Here is a 15,547-nt window from a genome sequence, read left to right on the forward strand (position 1 = left end):
GACCTCGCATCTCAAGCTTCTACTACTCTATTACGTTTTCTCTCGTGCCGAAACGCACAGGCGGGCGACTCTCTCAGGTTTGCCCCGGCTTGAGCTTGTAGAAGATGTGCCGGCCGATCACGTCCATCTTCTTCAGGCGGCGCGACCAGGAGGGACGGACGTAGTCGGCATGATAATGCGTCGCGCCGCCCACATCGGCCAGATAGGTTCTGCCCTCGAGCACGGCGCTCGCCACCTGCTTCGCCCGATCCCAGGATTCGGTATCGCGAATGCGCAGGGACTTGCCCTCGCAGGCGAAGGTGAACTGGCAGGCGAGATGGCGGTGGCGATTCTGGTAGACCACGCCGCAGATGGACGAGGGATAAAGCCCGCTCTTCACCCGGTTCAGAATCACCTGTGCGACAGCCGCCTGCCCGGCCAAGGGCTCACTGCGCGCCTCGAAATAGACGGCCTCGGCCAGGCAGCGCTGCTCCTTGTTCATGTTGTCCGGATCGATCAGGTCCACATAGCGGGGACGGTCGGGATCGTCGCTCTTCGGCAGGATCGTCACCTCGCCCCGGTCGAGGCGCGGCGATTGCAGCGACACGGGAGCGGCCGCGATCTCCATGGGGGTGGCATCCATGGGCGCCGGCGTGGTCGACGACAGGGCGATGGCTCGCTTGACCATCGGGGTGGTCGGGCTGGCGGAGGCGCCGGTCGAGCCTGCCGCTGCGGCAGCCGGCGACTGCACCGAGGTGGCCTGCTGGGTTGTGGTGTATTCCGGCGCCTGCCAGGGCTCGAAAGCCTGTTCCATGTCGAATTCCTCGAGCTGCCCCTCCATGAGAACGGTGGGCGGCAGGAGGTTCTCGTCCTGGCTGTAGATCAGGCGGGCACTGCCGTCCTGATTGAGAACCGAGCGCAGTTGCTTGGCCCGCCGGGAGAGCGTCGCGTGCGGCGCGACCAGTGGAGTGCCCTTCATCGAGCGGTCGATGATTGGGTCAGCGTCCGCATCGGCCTTCCGGTCGGCCTTAAGAGGCTCGGAATCGGCCATTTCACTCGGCAGGTCGTAACGCGGCAGGGAGCGGAGAATGTCGCCTTCGACCCCAAGCCTGCCGCCGGCAATGGAAGCGCCGGTGGGTGGCACGAGGGCCGTGTCGACAAGCCGGGCAGTTGCGCTGCGCGGAGCGAAGCTCACGCCGGAATGGAGATCGTTGCTGGCCGAGGCCGTGAACGAGATCAGCAGGCCGGTCGCCAGCGCCCAGGGGGCGGTGGTGGCGCAGATCCATTTCACCCGAGATCGACGATACGGAAGACGCACGCGCAACACCCTGCAAAAAACTCGTGAACATCCGAAGCATCCAGCAGGAGGGCTCCGATGGATTAAAGTTATCGCGGGTTAAGGTTGATGGGTGGTTAAGGCGGGTTTGCTCTATCGGGCAGCGACTGCGGCAGCCTGACGCTTCTCGGCCAGATGCCGCAAGGCGGTCGCGGTGTCCGCATCGGCGGGGAAGAAGGCCTCGATGGCGAGCTCCGACAGGGTTACGTCCACCGGCGTGCCGAAGATCGTCGTGGTACTGAAGAGGGTCAGCACACCCTCCTCCGTGGTGAGCTGCAGGGGCACGACGATGCCGGCGTAATCGTGGCTTGCCTTGGGAGCGCGCGCAGCCGCATCGGGCGTCGGATAGGAGCGCAGCTCCTCGATCAGAGCGGCGAGCGTTCCATCGCCGGTCGCATCGACCTGCTGGTGCAGACGGTGCACGAGATGGCTGCGCCATTCGGTGAAGTTCACGATGCGGCGCGCGAGCCCCGCCGGATGAACGCTCAGGCGCAGCACGTTCACCGGCGGCTTCATCAGGGCCGGATCCACATCGCCGATCAGCGACACGAGCGCATCGTTGGCCGAGACAAGCGACCAGTGCCGGTCGACCGCGAGCGCCGGATAGGGATCGTGCCCTTTCAGGACGAGATCGACCGCCTGACGCATGCTCGCTAGGGCCGGATCATCGAGGGAACGTTCCGAATAAACCGGCGCAAAGCCCGCCGAGACCAGCATGATGTTGCGCTCCCGCAGGGGCATGTCGAGCTTTTCGGCGAGCAGCAGCACCATCTCGCGGCTCGGCTGCGAGCGGCCCGTCTCGAGAAAGCTCAGGTGCCGCGTGGAGATCTCGGCTTCGAGCGCCAAGTCCATCTGGCTCATGCGCCGGCGCTGGCGCCATTCACGGAGATAATCGCCCACAGGCGGGGGGCTGTTCACGGGTTGGCTCGCGGTTCTCATGAGCAGACCTTAGCGCGAGACGAATGCATCTTCCATGACCTCGGAGGTAATCGACCGCGTTCCCAGCTTCCACGATCCTGTCATCACGGTTGAGCCTTCAGCCGATGAACCACAGGAGACAGCCATGATGAATATCCACTCCTCCCCGCTTCTTCGCCAGGCACTCGTGGCCGATGCCGCCACAAGCGCCGCCTTCGGTCTCCTGATGCTGATCGGCGCCGGGCCTTTGAGCGGCGTGCTCGGGCTGCCGGAGACGCTCCTGCGCATCGCAGGCCTCGTTCTCCTACCCTATGCGGGCTTCATCGGCTGGCTCGGGGTGCGCGAGACGATCAGCAAGCCCGTCGCCTGGGCGGTGGTGCTGGGCAATGCGCTCTGGGTGGCCGACAGCGTTCTGCTTCTGGTGAGCGGCTGGGTTGCGCCGACAAGCGCGGGCTATGCCTTCGTGATCGGGCAAGCGCTCGTGGTGCTGATGTATGCGGAGTTCCAGTATGTGGGGCTTCGGCGGTCGACGGAAGTCGTGGCGTAAATGCTAATCGCCGGACTCGTCATCCCGGACGGCGTCAGCCGATCCGGGATCGTCTACTCCAGTCTGGCACTGTCATCCCGGGGCCGCGCAGCGGAGCCCGGGATCCATAAACACTGACGATGCAGAACGAGGTGCGACGCGGTTCTCATTTTCCTGAGGCGTGGTTATGGATCCCCGCCTTCGCGGGGATGACAGTGTTGAGCTTCCGGCGCCACACTCGTCCGACGATCCCGGATCTCCGCTGCGCTTCGTCCGAGATGACTGCGTGAACTACCCCCTCGCATCCCGCCCGTTGAACGGGATGGTCGTGATGTCCGACAACTCCACCGTCTCCAGGCAGCGCACGTTGATCGCGGCCGTCGCTTCGCCGGTCGGCTGTTTGCCTTCGCCGAAGGTCGACGTGCCGCAGGTGGAGCAGAAGCGGTGCTCGATCGTGTGCGTGTTGAACGTGTAGGTGGCAAGGTCCTCCTCGCCGCGGATCACGTTCAGCGCGCTGCGCGGCACGAAGGTCAAAAGATAGCCGTGGCGCCGGCAGATCGAGCAGTTGCACTCGATCACCTGCGCGAGATCCGTCTCGACCTCGTACGCAACCTTGCCGCAATGGCATGAGCCCTTGTGAAGCGCCATTCTTCTCCTCCTCTGCGTTGTTATTGCGCCATCGCCACCATTGCCGTGACGATCAGACCTGCGCCGAGAACAGCCACGAAACGGTCGCCCATGGTGAGCGGCTCCGCCCTGCCCTGCGCGGCCATCTGACCGATGATGAGATCGAGCAGCAGCGACACGGCGAAAGGCCATGCAGCCGGCGGCACGGCCAGTTCCTGCAGGTGCGGCCGCGGCGCCACGATGAGGCCGATCACGATGCCGGAGATCAGCACCGTGATGATGTAGAGCAGGCGCCCGCGCGACAGTGCCATCAGTTTCACGCTTGACTCGCAGCTTTAGCCCCGAGCGCCGCCTGCGCAGCGGCCAACCGCGCGATCGGCACCCGGTACGGCGAGCAGGACACGTAGTCGAGGCCCGTCGCTTCGCAGAAATGGATCGATGCCGGATCGCCGCCATGCTCGCCGCAGATTCCGAGCTTGATGTCGGCCCGCGTCTTCTTTCCGCGCTCCACGGCGAGCTTCACCAGCTCGCCGACGCCTTCCTGATCGATAGTGACGAACGGGTCGGCCGGCAGCAGGCCCTTCTGGGTGTAAGGCCCCAGGAACGAGGCTGCGTCATCGCGCGAGATACCGAGCGTGGTCTGCGTGAGATCGTTGGTCCCGAAGGAGAAGAACTCCGCCGATTTCGCGATCTCGCCGGCCAGAAGGGCCGCGCGGGGCAGCTCGATCATTGTGCCGACCTGATACTCGATGGCGACGCCGCTCTCATGCTTCACGGCTTCCGCCATGGCGACGATGCGCTCCTTCACCAGATCGAGCTCCGGCTTCGTCATCACGAGCGGCACCATGATCTCGGGCACCACGGGCTGACCGGTCGTTTTGCCGGCTTCCACCGCCGCCTCGAAGATGGCGCGCGCCTGCATCTCGGCGATCTCGGGATACGCCACCGCAAGGCGGCAGCCGCGGAAGCCCAGCATCGGGTTGAACTCGTGAAGTTCGCGCGCCCGGTGCCTGAGCTTGTCGATGGGCGCGTTCATGGACTTCGCTACTTCCTGCATCTCTTCTTCCGAATGCGGCAGGAACTCGTGCAGCGGCGGATCGAGCAGGCGGATCGTGACCGGCAGTCCGCTCATGATCGAGAACAGCTCGGCAAAGTCCTTGCGCTGCATGGGCAGCAGCTTGGAGAGCGCCGCGCGACGGCCCGCCTCGTCGTCGGAGAGGATCATCTCGCGCACGGCAACGATGCGGTCGACCTCGAAGAACATGTGCTCCGTGCGGCAGAGGCCGATGCCTTCCGCCCCAAACGAGCGCGCGGTCTTGGCATCGAGCGGCGTTTCCGCATTGGCACGCACCTTCATGCGGCGCACCTTGTCGGCCCAGCCCATCAGGGTCGCGAACTCGCCCGACAGCTCCGGCTGCAGCATCTCCACCTGGCCCAGCAGCACCTGGCCGTTGGAGCCGTCGATGGTGATGGTCTCGCCCTTCTTCAAGGCCTGCCCCGCCACCGTCAGCGTCTGGGTGGCATAGTCCACGCGGATCTGGCCCGCGCCCGACACGCAGGGCTTGCCCATGCCGCGGGCGACCACCGCCGCGTGCGAGGTCATGCCGCCACGGGTAGTCAGAATGCCCTCGGCCGCATGCATGCCGTGGATGTCTTCAGGCGAGGTCTCGACGCGCACCAGGATGACCTTGTGGCCGGCCTTCTTGGCGGCTTCCGCATCGTCCGAATTGAACACGATCGTGCCTGAGGCTGCGCCCGGCGAGGCCGGCAGGCCCGTGGCCAGGATCTTGCGCTCGGCCTTGGGGTCGATGGTGGGATGCAGCAGTTGGTCGAGAGCCGCCGGCTCCACGCGAGTGACGGCTTCTTCCTGCGTGATCAGGCCCTCGCTCGCCAGCTCCACGGCGATGCGGAGCGCGGCTTTTGCCGTGCGCTTGCCGTTGCGGGTCTGGAGCATCCAGAGCTTGCCGGTCTCCACCGTAAATTCCATGTCCTGCATGTCACGGTAGTGCTTTTCCAGAATGCCGTAGATGCGCACCAGCTCGTTGTAGGCGTCCGGCATGGCGCGTTCCATGGACGGCTTGTCGGAGCCCGATGCGACGCGTGCCTTCTCGGTGATGTCCTGCGGGGTGCGGATGCCCGCCACCACGTCCTCACCTTGGGCATTGATGAGGAACTCGCCATAGAGCTCGCTCTCGCCGGTGGAGGGATTGCGGGTGAAGGCGACGCCGGTGGCCGAGGTCTCACCCATGTTGCCGAACACCATGGCCTGCACGTTCACGGCCGTGCCCCAGCTCGCCGGGATGGCATGCAGCTCGCGGTACTTGATGGCGCGGTTGTTCATCCAGGAGCCGAACACGGCCCCGATGGCGCCCCAGAGCTGCTCCTGCGGCTCCTGCGGGAAGGGCTTTCCGAGTTCCTTCTCGACCAGCGCCTTGTAGCGCGGGAGAATGCCCTTCCAGTCCTGGGCGGTCATGTCCGTGTCGAGCGTGTAGCCCTTGCGGTCCTTGTACTCGTCGAGGATCTCCTCGAAGTGATGGTGCTCGATGTCCAGCACCACATTGGAATACATGGTGATGAAGCGGCGGTACGAGTCGTAGGCGAAGCGCTCGTCGCCCGCACCCTTGGCCAGGGCCTCGACAGTCACGTCGTTGAGGCCGAGGTTGAGCACCGTGTCCATCATGCCGGGCATGGAGGCCCGGGCGCCGGAGCGGACGGAGACCAGGAGCGGGTTCGCGGCATCGCCGAAGGTGCGGCCCGTGAGCTTGCCGACATAATCCAGGGCCTTCTCGACCTGAGCTTTCAGCTCCTGCGGATAACTGCTGCCATGGTCGTAGTAATAGGTGCAGACTTCCGTCGTGATGGTGAAGCCCGGCGGCACCGGCAGGCCGAGGTTGGACATTTCGGCCAGATTGGCGCCCTTGCCACCCAGCAGGTTCTTCATCCCAGCCTGGCCTTCGGCCTTGCCATCCCCGAAGGTATAGACCCACTGCGTCATCACTCGATCCCTTGGCTTAAGAAACGCCCTGCTGCCGCGCAGGTGTTGGCTTGAAACATGTGGAGCCCAAACGCAAGCTGAACAGCCACGGTTCCGGGAAATTTCAGAAGGGTAGCCCTTAGGGTAGCCTTGGGGACTGCCCCTCCCGACTATTATGAAGAGATCAAACAAAAAAGGCCGGGACATGCCCGGCCTTTCGTAATCTCTCATGAGCTCAGGTTCAGACCCGGTACCGTCCGTTGCGCTTCACGTAGACCGTGGTGCCGACGGGCACGCGCTCGTAAAGATCGGCGACGTCTTCGTTCAGCATGCGCACGCAGCCGGAGGAGACCTGCTCGCCGATGGACCAGGGCTCGTTGGTGCCGTGGATGCGGAACAGGGTGTCGGCGCCGTTCTGGTGCAGGTAGAGGGCGCGGGCGCCGAGCGGGTTGTCGAGGCCGGCTTCCATGTGGCGCGGGAGGTCCGGCTTGATGCCGACCATGGTCTTGGTGGGCGACCAGGCAGGCCACACGCCCTTGCGGCCCACCGAGGCGACGCCGCGCCAGGAGAAGCCCTGCTTGCCCACGCCGACGCCGTAACGGATCGCCTTGCCCTCGGGCTGGACGAGATAGAGCATGCGCTCGTCGATATCGACCACGATGGAGCCCGGCTTCTCGGAGCCCTTATACTCCACCGTCTGGCGGGCGTATTTCGCGTCCATCTTGCGGCGGTCGACCAGCGGGATGTTGTGCGGCTGATCCGGAATCGAGCCGACATACCAGTTGTCGTCATCCATCGTGGCGAAAGGCTGTTGGGCGGTCTGGCAGGCAGCCAGGGGCGCGCTCAGGAGAGCGGCGATCAGGAGGCGTCGAATCATCATCATCGGTCTTCTGAATTGAAACGGTTGCCGCCTACCTAGGGCCTGAGGCCGGCCTTGGCTGTGCCCCTCAGGCAACACCTTAACCTGAATTAACCTGTGAGGGCTGCCCCATGCGCGTGGCGCAACCCTCGCGGTTTATCAGGCCCTAGTTACCCCTCGATCCGGGAGAAGTCCGCCACCGTGCGGGTCGCCTCGCGGATGCTGTTGAGGAGCCGCAGGCGGTTCGCCCGAAGCGCCGGATCCTCAGCATTGACGGTTACCTTGTCGAAGAACGCGTCCACGGGTTGGCGCAGGCGGGACAGGGCGCGCATGGCACCTTCAAAGTCCTCCGCCTCGATTGCAGCGGCGGCCTCCTCGCGGGCTTGGTGGAGCACCACGGCGAGCGCCTTCTCCTCGATCAGCCCCTGGTCGTTGACGATCTGGAGATCGGGCGCCTCGTTATAGTCCCGCCCGTCCTTCTTTTCCTCGATGCGCAGGATGTTGGCCGCGCGGCGATAACCGGCGAGCAGGTTCCTACCGTCCTCCGTGTCGAGGAAGCTGCCGAGCGCGTCCACGCGGCGGACGATCATGAGCAGATCGTCCTGACCTTCGAGGGCGAACACGGCATCGATGAGATCGTGACGCGCACCTTGGTCACGGAGATAAACCTTTAGGCGGTCAGCGAAGAAGGAGAGGAGATCCTGAAGGTTCGTCCTCAACTCGTTAGTCACTTGGTTCCGAATGGCACCTTTCTCGTCAGTCGACTTGAGTTCTGAATATCGCTCAACAACTGCCGCGATTTTACTGATTTCAGAACCAGCCTCCTCCAGTGCATCTTCGAACTGGAGCCGCATTTCGGCAGTTTGGATGATTCGATTCATCATCACTTTGCCTGAGACCGATGCCATTCCTTGAGCGAGAACTTGCTGCAGACCAATACGTAGATTGTTTTCTAGTACCAGTCTGATCACGCCTAACGCTGCGCGACGGAGCGCATAAGGATCCTTTGATCCCGTCGGCTTTTCGTCGATGGCCCAGAAGCCCACGAGGGTGTCGATCTTGTCGGCGAGCGCCACGGCTACAGACGCGGGATCGGTCGGCACGCGGTCGGAGGGGCCGAGGGGCTTGTAATGCTCCTCGATGGCGGCTGCGACGGACGCATGCTCGCCCTGCAGCGTCGCGTAGTAGCGGCCCATGAGGCCCTGCAGCTCGGGAAACTCGCCGACCATCTCGGTAACGAGATCCGCCTTGGCGAGACGGGCTGCGCGCTCCGCGAGTTCAGGATCGGCGCCGACGATGGGAGCGACTTCCTTGGCGAGCGCCGCGATGCGCTCCACGCGCTTGTACTGCGTGCCGAGCTTCTCGTGGAATACGATTGATTTCAGCTTCTCCAGCCGGTCTTCCAGCTTCACCTGCTGGTCGGTCTTCCAGAAGAAGTTGGCGTCGGAGAGACGCGCGCGCACCACGCGCTCGTTGCCGCCCACAATCGTCTTGCCGCCATCGCTGGCGATGAGGTTCGAGGTGAGCAGGAACTTGTTAGCGAGCTTGCCGGTCGCGGGATCGCGCAGCACGAAGCATTTCTGGTTGGCGCGGATCGTGGTGCGGATCACCTCCGGGGGAATGTCGAGGAACGCCTCATCAAAGGAGCCCATCAGCACCACAGGCCATTCCACGAGGCCAGCCACCTCTTCCAAAAGGCCTTCATCCTCGACAAGCTCAAGCCCCTGCGCGAAGGCGAGGTCCTTGGCGTCGTGCAGGATCATGTCCTTGCGGCGGTCGGTGTCGATCACGACCTTGGCCCGCTCTAGCGCCGGCGCGTAATCGTCGAAGCGCTTCACGCGGATCTCGTCCGGCGCGAGGAAGCGATGTCCTTTCGTGACGTCGCCCGAGCCGATCCCGTCCACATCGAAGCGCACCACCTCCGGGTCCTCGGTCTCGGGGCCGAAGGTGCAGACGATGGAATGGAGCGGGCGCACCCAGCGGAGCGAGCCGGGCTCGCGCGAAGCCGCGCCCCAGCGCATGGATTTCGGCCAGGGGAAGTTTTTCACGATGCCGGGCAGAATCTCCGCCAGCACGTCCGGCGTCGAGCGGCCTGGCTTCTCGATGATGGCGACGTAGAATTCGCCCTTCTTCGGATCGCTCTCGATCTTCGCCTGCTCGATGGAAGCGAGCCCCGCCCCCTTCAGGAAGCCCTGAATAGCCGCATCGGGCGAGCCGACGCGCGGACCTTTGCGCTCCTCGCGCACGTCCTGCCCCTTCATGGGCAGACCCGCCACATGCAGCGCCAGCCGCCGCGGCGTGGCAAAAGCCTTGGCGCCCTCATAGAGGAAGCCGCGCTCCACGAGCGCATCGGTGACAAGCTTCTTCAGATCCTCCGCCGCACGACGCTGCATGCGGGCCGGAATTTCTTCGGAAAAGAGTTCGAGGAGGAGATCGGGCATGGGAGAACTTTTTGATCAGAGAAGAGGGAGATGGGAGGATGCAGCGGTCAAGCCGCCACGCCTCCGCCCTCGGTCTTCAGCCATGCGGCGCCGCAGGCTTTCGCCAGTTCTCGGACGCGCAGGATGTAGCTCTGGCGCTCGGTGACGGAGATCACGCCGCGGGCGTCGAGCAGGTTGAACATGTGGCTGGCCTTGATGCACTGGTCATAGGCCGGCAGGGCCATCAGGTGGCGCTGGTCGTTGGCATCAGGCTTCGGCTCACCGGCTTCCAGATACTTGCGGCAGGCGGCTTCCGCATCGCGGAAGTGCCGGAACAGCATCTCGGTATCAGCATGCTCGAAGTTGTGGCGGGAATATTCCTGCTCGGCCTGCAGGAAGATGTCGCCATAGGTCACCTTTTCGACGCCATCGAGCCCGTTGAAGTTGAGGTCGTACATGGACTCGACGCCCTGCAGATACATGGCGAGGCGCTCGAGCCCGTAGGTCAACTCGCCCGCCACCGGCGAGCACTCGAAGCCCGCCACCTGCTGGAAGTAGGTGAACTGTGACACTTCCATGCCGTCGCACCAGCATTCCCAGCCCAGCCCCCAGGCACCGAGCGTCGGGCTCTCCCAATCGTCTTCGACGAAGCGGATATCGTGAAGGGACGTGTCGATGCCGATGGCCTTGAGCGAACCGAGATAAAGCTCCTGCAGGTTCGGCGGGTTCGGCTTCAGGATGACCTGGAACTGGTAATAGTGCTGGGCCCGGTTAGGGTTCTCGCCATAGCGACCATCCTTGGGACGCCGGGAGGGCTGCACATAGGCCGCGCGCCACGACTTGGGACCAAGAGCCCTTAAGGTTGTGGCCGGGTGGAAGGTACCGGCCCCCATTTCCATGTCGTAGGGCTGGAGGATCACGCAGCCCTGTTCGGCCCAGTAGCGCTGGAGCGTAAGGATCAGGCCCTGGAAAGAGCGCGCAGGGTTCATATGCGCGGGTTCGCTCGTCATGTCAGCGTCCGGTTTTATCCAAAAAATTCAGGCGAACCCTTGGGATGATGGGCGCTTCAAGTCAAGCGTTGGGGCATATCCGCCGTCATTCCGGGGCCGCGTAGCGGAACCCGGAATGACGGCGGAGGATTTACAGCCCCAGTCGCGCCCATGCAGCCCTCTCCTCCAACACGCCGGCGACCTCACCCGGGTCAATGAGGCTGATGTCGCCGACCGCGCGGCGGCCCAGCAGGCGCCCCAGCAGCGGCCGGCGGGCGGGCTCGATCATGCGGAACCGCACCTTGTCGCCGAAGCGCTGGCGCATGATGGAGCGGATGTCGCCGAGCCCGTCGACGAGGCCGAGATCGACCGCCTCGGCCCCGACCCAGAAGGCGCCGGAGAAGAGGTCGTCATAGGAATCGTTGAGCTTTTCGCCCCGGCGGGAGCGCACGAGATCGACGAAGACGTCGTGGATCTTCACCTGGAGGCCCTTGAGGCGGATCACGTCGTCCGGGTTCTCGGGCCGGAACGGGTCGAGCATGGCCTTGCTCTTGCCGGCGGTGTGCACCCGCCGCTCGATGCCGAGGCGCTCGATCAGTTCATGGAAGCCGAAGCTCGCGGAGACCACCCCGATGGAGCCCACGATGGAGGCCGGATCGGCATAGATCTCGTCGGCCGCGCAGGCGATCATGTAGCCGCCGGAGGCCGCTGCATCCTCCACGAAGGCGATGACGGGAAGCTTCTTCTCCTCCGAGAGGCTGCGGATGCGCCGGAAGATCAGGTGGGATTGCGCCGCCGAGCCGCCCGGCGAGTTGATCACGAGGGCCACGGCCTTCGCGCCCGGTACCGAGAAGGCCCGCTCCAGCAGGGGCGCCACGCTCGACATGGCGAGCCCGGTTCGCAGGGGCATCACGGCCCCGATGGGACCAGACAGGCGCACCACCGGCACGACGGGGCTGGAAGCGGTGCGGTATTTGGCCGGAAGGAGGAATTGCAGGCGTGCGGAGAGCATGGAGAGGAGAGATGATTGAGCCATGGCGTCTATGTAGGGTGCACGGCCCGGCTTCCCAAGATGAACATCCCGTTAGGGAATTCGTTGGCATCCGTTCAGCTAAGATGGGCTAGAAATCTCATCATGAAGAACAGCCCTGCCCCTGTGCCGGGCAGAGGTGAGGAGAAAAATATGCGTAAGCTGATGTTCGGCCTTCTTGGCCTTGCAACCCTTGGGCTCGGCGCAGTCTCGGCGCAACCGGTGGAGGCCCAGCCCTACTATCGGGACTACGGCTATGGCTATCGTCCCGTGGTCGAGCGCCGCTATGTGCGTCCGCGTCCGGTGATCAGCGTTCAGGTCGGGACCCCCTACCGCGCGTACCGCCCTTATCGGGGTTACCGTCCTGCGCCGGTCTATCGCCCGGTTCGTACGGCTCGCCGTTGCTGGGTCGAGCGGCGACAGGTCCGGACGAGTTACGGCTGGGTGCGTCGTCCGGTAGAAGTCTGCCGCACGGTTCGCAGACCCGGCTACCGCTGGTAAATCCGCAAAGGGCGCCGAAAGGCGCCCTTTTTCATAGAAGAGCCGACTCGCCCCGGTGCAGCGCCTCGGCCTCCGGCGTGAAGCGCCCCTCGGGGCCATTCAGGATCACAGGCGGCAGGATGGCCAGAGGAGCCCGGCTGCCCTTGATCCCGGAGAGCAGGAAGCGGATCGCGGGCTTCTCGGCAACTGGATGCACGAAGCGAAGCTCAATCCCTCCAAGCCACCTCCCTGAAAGCGCGAGGCACTCGGCCACTCGGTCGGCCCGATGAATCAGCACCAGCCGCCCCTTGGGCTTGAGCAGCCCCGTGCAGGCCTTCAGCCAGGCCTCCAGCCCGCCCACCGGTAGGGCATGAGCCGCCGCCCGCCCCCGGTCGGGAGAGATGCGAGCCTGCCCTTCCTCCAGAAAGGGTGGATTGGTCAGGACAAGGTCTGCGCTCTCCGGCATGAGACCGGCAGCCTGACGTGAGTCCTTGTCCAGCACATCGGCGACAACGATCTCTCCCTGAACATCGTTGTCCTGGCAGTTCCGGCGGCAGAGCTCGGCGAGACCGGGATCCTGTTCCACGAAGACGAAGCGCCCTGCCGGCTCCCGGGCCGCTGCCATCAGCCCCACCACCCCGGTGGCGGCGCCTACATCCACGACTACATCGCCGGGCTTTATGGGAGCCGAGGCGGCGAGCAGAACAGCATCGGTGCCGGCCCGGTGACCCTTGGCCATCTGTGCCAGACGCACGCGCCCGCCAAGCAGTAAATCCTGCGTGATGTCAGGCATCCCGCAGCTCGGCTCCAAGCCCTGCATCGCGTATCAGGCGGCGAGCCTGATTTGCATGGTCGTCAGGCACCAAGATTCGTCGGGGGAATAGGATGTTCATGACCTCCAGAGCGCCCATATGCGAGTCTGCGACGAGAACTGGGATATTGGCGTTTTCCAAGAGGGATTGTAGGAAGCCCACCAGAACGACATCGTTGGTGCGGACGATTTCGACCATCGGCCTGAGACCCTTTCCCCTGCGGTAAGCGTTTGCATTGCAGCATGGAAAGTGCCATGCCAGTTCATATTCCTACCGGCTTTTCCCGCCGGCAACCCGGGTCGTGACAGTGGGCGTCGTCGTTCCGTTCGAAGACAAGCATCCCGAGAAGAATGCGAGCATCGAGAAGCTCGTGTCCCTTGTGGCCTCCGACATGGAACGGGTCAATGCGATGATCCTGTCGCGCACGGGCTCCGAGGTCACCATGATCCCCGAGGTGGCGAACCACCTCATCTCGTCCGGCGGCAAGCGCCTGCGCCCCATGCTGACGCTCGCGACCGCCGGCCTCTCCGGCTACCAGGGCGACGGGCATGTGAAGCTCGCGGCGGCCGTCGAGTTCATGCACACCGCCACCCTCCTTCACGACGATGTGGTGGATGAGAGCGACATGCGCCGGGGCAAGATCGCGGCCCGAATCAAATGGGGCAACGAGGCGAGCGTGCTGGTCGGCGATTTCCTGCTCGGCCAGGCCTTCCGCATGATGGTCGAAGTGGGCTCGCTCCGGGCGCTGGACATCCTGTCCGCCGCCGCAACCGTGATCGCCGAGGGCGAGGTGATGCAGCTCGCCGCCGCCAAGAACACCGAAACGACGGAAGACGAGTACCTTGCCGTCATCCGCGGTAAGACGGCCGAGCTGTTTGCCGCCGCCTGTGAGGTCGGGCCGGTCATCGCCGGGCGCCCCAAGGCCGAACAGGCTGCCTGCCGCTCCTACGGCATGAACCTCGGTATCGCCTTCCAGCTCGTGGACGATGCCCTCGATTACGGCGGCAAGGCCGCGACGCTCGGCAAGAACGTCGGCGACGATTTCCGTGAGGGCAAGATCACCCTTCCCGTGGTCCTTTCCTTCCGCCGTGGGACGGACGAGGAGCGCGCCTTCTGGAAGCGCGTGCTCGAGCAGGGCGAGATCGAGGATGCGGATCTCGAACAGGCCATCGCCATCATGCGCCGTCACCGGGCTCTCGAGGACACGGTGGAGCGCGCCCGCCATTATGGCGCCATGGCCCGCGATGCGCTGGCGCTGTTCCCGTCGAGCCCCATGAAGCAGGCGCTACTCGACACGGTCGACTTCTGTATCGCCCGTGCTCACTGAGCATAGCAGACTTGTTCTTTTTACAGAACGAAACGGTTGACGAAAAAATCAAACGGGTTAAAAACGTTCCTGTCCTGGAGCGGCCTCCGTTGCTTCATGGCCGCGGTGATTTGAGACGAGCAGCTTGCGCCGCGTGATCAAACGCTAAAGCGCCACGGGCGAAACCCGCCTCGTGGTTCACGAGGATCGACGCGTCATGATGCTCATGAACCCCTTTCTCATCCGATGTCCGCAACGGCCTGCGCCGTTCTGCATGGATCGGCGCATCACGGCCTGAAGTCCCAAGCCCCAGCTCGAACAACCCGTCCGGCCTCCTGTCGAAGTCGCGACGCCCTTTGCCTGAAAGAGACCCAGCATGTCCGTTTTCACCCGCCGCACCCTTTTGGCCGCCGTTGCGCTCGGCGCTTCCTTGACGGCCGCCCTGCCCGTCGTGGCCCAGCAGAAGAGCATCAAGGTCGGCGTCATGTCGGGCGCCGAGGAAGAGGTGGCGCAGGTCGTGAAGAAAGTTGCGGCCACGAAGGGCCTGAACGTCGAGCTCGTGCCCTTCTCCGATTACGCTCTTGTCAACGAGGCGCTGGAGCGCAAGGACCTCGATGCCAACGCGTTCCAGCACAAGCCCTATCTCGACGCACAGATCGCCGCCCGCGGCTACAAGATCGAGCCCGTCGGCCTCACCTTCGTGCAGCCGATCGGCCTGTACTCGACCAAGGTGAAGTCCGTCGCCGACCTTCCCAAGGGCGCCAAGATCGGCATTCCGAACGATCCGAGCAATGGCGGCCGCGCGCTGAACCTCTTGGCCGCTCAGGGCCTCATCACGATCAAGGAAGGCAAGGGCCTGTCGCCAAGCCTCCTCGACATCGCAGAGAACCCGAAGGGTGTGAAGTTCTCGGAACTCGATGCCGCGCAATTGCCACGCGCCCTGCCCGATCTCGATGCAGCCGTGATCAACACCGACCACGCCCTGAACGGCGGCCTCGACATCCGCAAGGATACGATCGCGGTGGAAAAGCGCGAGGGCAATCCTTACGCCAACTTCGTTGCCGCCCGTCAGGGCGACACGCGTCCGGAAATCAAGACCTTCGTGGAAGCCTACCAATCGCCCGAGGTCGCGAAATTCCTGGACGAGCGCTTCAAGGGCGCCATCATCCCGGCTTGGTAAGCATCCAAGCCAAACACTGATAACTTCTCCACGTCATGGCCGGGCTTGTCCTGGCCATCCACGTCTTGAGCCGGGTTGAAGACCTAGGCCCCCGGAACAAGTCCGAGGATG

Annotated in this window: 15 protein-coding genes; 4 read left to right on the forward strand and 11 right to left on the reverse strand. The window is 64.2% G+C overall.

Annotated elements, in window-relative coordinates:
- Positions 1–73: 73 nt before the first annotated feature.
- Together JKL45_RS10565 and JKL45_RS10570 are read right to left on the reverse strand one after the other, a co-directional pair.
- Positions 74–1,297 carry a cell wall hydrolase gene (locus tag JKL45_RS10565; protein WP_312896943.1) on the reverse strand — a complete coding sequence of 408 codons (1,224 nt, stop codon included), beginning with the start codon at positions 1,295–1,297 and terminating at the stop codon, positions 74–76.
- Between the two features lie 111 nt (positions 1,298–1,408).
- The gene (locus JKL45_RS10570; protein WP_246498468.1) at positions 1,409–2,176 is read right to left on the reverse strand and encodes an MmyB family transcriptional regulator; all 768 of its coding nucleotides are present in this window, start codon (positions 2,174–2,176) and stop codon (positions 1,409–1,411) included.
- A 202-nt stretch (positions 2,177–2,378) separates the two neighbouring features.
- Between JKL45_RS10570 and JKL45_RS10575 the strand changes: the two genes are divergently transcribed.
- The gene (locus JKL45_RS10575; RefSeq protein WP_201861098.1) at positions 2,379–2,780 is read left to right on the forward strand and encodes a hypothetical protein; all 402 of its coding nucleotides are present in this window, start codon (positions 2,379–2,381) and stop codon (positions 2,778–2,780) included.
- A 270-nt stretch (positions 2,781–3,050) separates the two neighbouring features.
- Here JKL45_RS10575 and JKL45_RS10580 read toward each other — a convergent pair whose 3' ends face one another.
- From JKL45_RS10580 to JKL45_RS10610, 7 genes are all read right to left on the reverse strand, one after another.
- A complete protein-coding gene (locus JKL45_RS10580; protein ID WP_201861099.1) occupies positions 3,051–3,407 on the reverse strand; it encodes a GFA family protein in 357 nt (118 codons plus the stop codon).
- A 20-nt stretch (positions 3,408–3,427) separates the two neighbouring features.
- A complete protein-coding gene (locus JKL45_RS10585; protein WP_201861100.1) occupies positions 3,428–3,706 on the reverse strand; it encodes a hypothetical protein in 279 nt (92 codons plus the stop codon).
- On the reverse strand, positions 3,703–6,381 hold the full coding sequence (gene ppdK, locus JKL45_RS10590) for a pyruvate, phosphate dikinase (RefSeq protein WP_201861101.1): 2,679 nt from the start codon (positions 6,379–6,381) through the stop codon (positions 3,703–3,705). The genes JKL45_RS10585 and ppdK overlap by 4 nt, the downstream gene beginning before the upstream one ends.
- A 220-nt stretch (positions 6,382–6,601) precedes the next feature.
- Positions 6,602–7,240: a L,D-transpeptidase gene (locus tag JKL45_RS10595; protein WP_201861169.1), complete on the reverse strand. Its 639-nt coding sequence runs from the start codon at positions 7,238–7,240 to the stop codon at positions 6,602–6,604.
- 149 nt (positions 7,241–7,389) lie between these two features.
- Positions 7,390–9,660 (reverse strand): glycine--tRNA ligase subunit beta, encoded by a 2,271-nt coding sequence (glyS, locus tag JKL45_RS10600; protein WP_201861102.1) that lies wholly within the window; start codon positions 9,658–9,660, stop codon positions 7,390–7,392.
- Between the two features lie 47 nt (positions 9,661–9,707).
- The gene (locus tag JKL45_RS10605; RefSeq protein ID WP_201861103.1) at positions 9,708–10,649 is read right to left on the reverse strand and encodes a glycine--tRNA ligase subunit alpha; all 942 of its coding nucleotides are present in this window, start codon (positions 10,647–10,649) and stop codon (positions 9,708–9,710) included.
- 130 nt (positions 10,650–10,779) lie between these two features.
- Positions 10,780–11,664, reverse strand: coding sequence for a S49 family peptidase (locus tag JKL45_RS10610; protein ID WP_246498461.1), 885 nt, complete (start codon positions 11,662–11,664; stop codon positions 10,780–10,782).
- A 147-nt stretch (positions 11,665–11,811) separates the two neighbouring features.
- Between JKL45_RS10610 and JKL45_RS10615 the strand changes: the two genes are divergently transcribed.
- A complete protein-coding gene (locus tag JKL45_RS10615; RefSeq protein ID WP_201861104.1) occupies positions 11,812–12,159 on the forward strand; it encodes a hypothetical protein in 348 nt (115 codons plus the stop codon).
- 31 nt (positions 12,160–12,190) lie between these two features.
- On the opposite strand, the gene JKL45_RS10620 is transcribed toward JKL45_RS10615, so the two are convergent.
- The gene (locus tag JKL45_RS10620) at positions 12,191–12,931 is read right to left on the reverse strand and encodes a tRNA1(Val) (adenine(37)-N6)-methyltransferase (protein WP_201861105.1); all 741 of its coding nucleotides are present in this window, start codon (positions 12,929–12,931) and stop codon (positions 12,191–12,193) included.
- The gene (locus JKL45_RS10625) at positions 12,924–13,148 is read right to left on the reverse strand and encodes a putative signal transducing protein (RefSeq protein WP_201861106.1); all 225 of its coding nucleotides are present in this window, start codon (positions 13,146–13,148) and stop codon (positions 12,924–12,926) included. The genes JKL45_RS10620 and JKL45_RS10625 overlap by 8 nt, the downstream gene beginning before the upstream one ends.
- A 109-nt stretch (positions 13,149–13,257) precedes the next feature.
- On the opposite strand from JKL45_RS10625, the gene JKL45_RS10630 reads away from it, so the two are divergent.
- Both JKL45_RS10630 and JKL45_RS10635 read left to right on the forward strand, forming a co-directional pair.
- Positions 13,258–14,277: a polyprenyl synthetase family protein gene (locus tag JKL45_RS10630; RefSeq protein WP_201861171.1), complete on the forward strand. Its 1,020-nt coding sequence runs from the start codon at positions 13,258–13,260 to the stop codon at positions 14,275–14,277.
- Positions 14,278–14,632: 355 nt separating this feature from the next.
- Positions 14,633–15,436 (forward strand): MetQ/NlpA family ABC transporter substrate-binding protein, encoded by an 804-nt coding sequence (locus JKL45_RS10635; protein ID WP_201861107.1) that lies wholly within the window; start codon positions 14,633–14,635, stop codon positions 15,434–15,436.
- Positions 15,437–15,547: the final 111 nt, after the last annotated feature.

It is taken from the genome of Microvirga soli (genome assembly GCF_016734765.1).
GTDB lineage: Bacteria > Pseudomonadota > Alphaproteobacteria > Rhizobiales > Beijerinckiaceae > Microvirga > Microvirga soli.

Coding starts and splice junctions, on each gene's coding strand:
- JKL45_RS10580 (WP_201861099.1), bottom strand. CDS start 3,407: ATGGCGCTTCACAAGGGCTCATGCCATTGCGGCAAGGTTGCGTACGAG.
- JKL45_RS10625 (WP_201861106.1), bottom strand. CDS start 13,148: ATGGTCGAAATCGTCCGCACCAACGATGTCGTTCTGGTGGGCTTCCTA.
- JKL45_RS10570 (WP_246498468.1), bottom strand. CDS start 2,176: ATGAGCCAGATGGACTTGGCGCTCGAAGCCGAGATCTCCACGCGGCAC.
- glyS (WP_201861102.1), bottom strand. CDS start 9,660: ATGCCCGATCTCCTCCTCGAACTCTTTTCCGAAGAAATTCCGGCCCGC.
- JKL45_RS10575 (WP_201861098.1), top strand. CDS start 2,379: ATGATGAATATCCACTCCTCCCCGCTTCTTCGCCAGGCACTCGTGGCC.
- JKL45_RS10615 (WP_201861104.1), top strand. CDS start 11,812: ATGCGTAAGCTGATGTTCGGCCTTCTTGGCCTTGCAACCCTTGGGCTC.
- JKL45_RS10635 (WP_201861107.1), top strand. CDS start 14,633: ATGTCCGTTTTCACCCGCCGCACCCTTTTGGCCGCCGTTGCGCTCGGC.
- JKL45_RS10620 (WP_201861105.1), bottom strand. CDS start 12,931: ATGCCTGACATCACGCAGGATTTACTGCTTGGCGGGCGCGTGCGTCTG.
- ppdK (WP_201861101.1), bottom strand. CDS start 6,381: ATGACGCAGTGGGTCTATACCTTCGGGGATGGCAAGGCCGAAGGCCAG.
- JKL45_RS10610 (WP_246498461.1), bottom strand. CDS start 11,664: ATGGCTCAATCATCTCTCCTCTCCATGCTCTCCGCACGCCTGCAATTC.
- JKL45_RS10595 (WP_201861169.1), bottom strand. CDS start 7,240: ATGATGATTCGACGCCTCCTGATCGCCGCTCTCCTGAGCGCGCCCCTG.
- JKL45_RS10605 (WP_201861103.1), bottom strand. CDS start 10,649: ATGACGAGCGAACCCGCGCATATGAACCCTGCGCGCTCTTTCCAGGGC.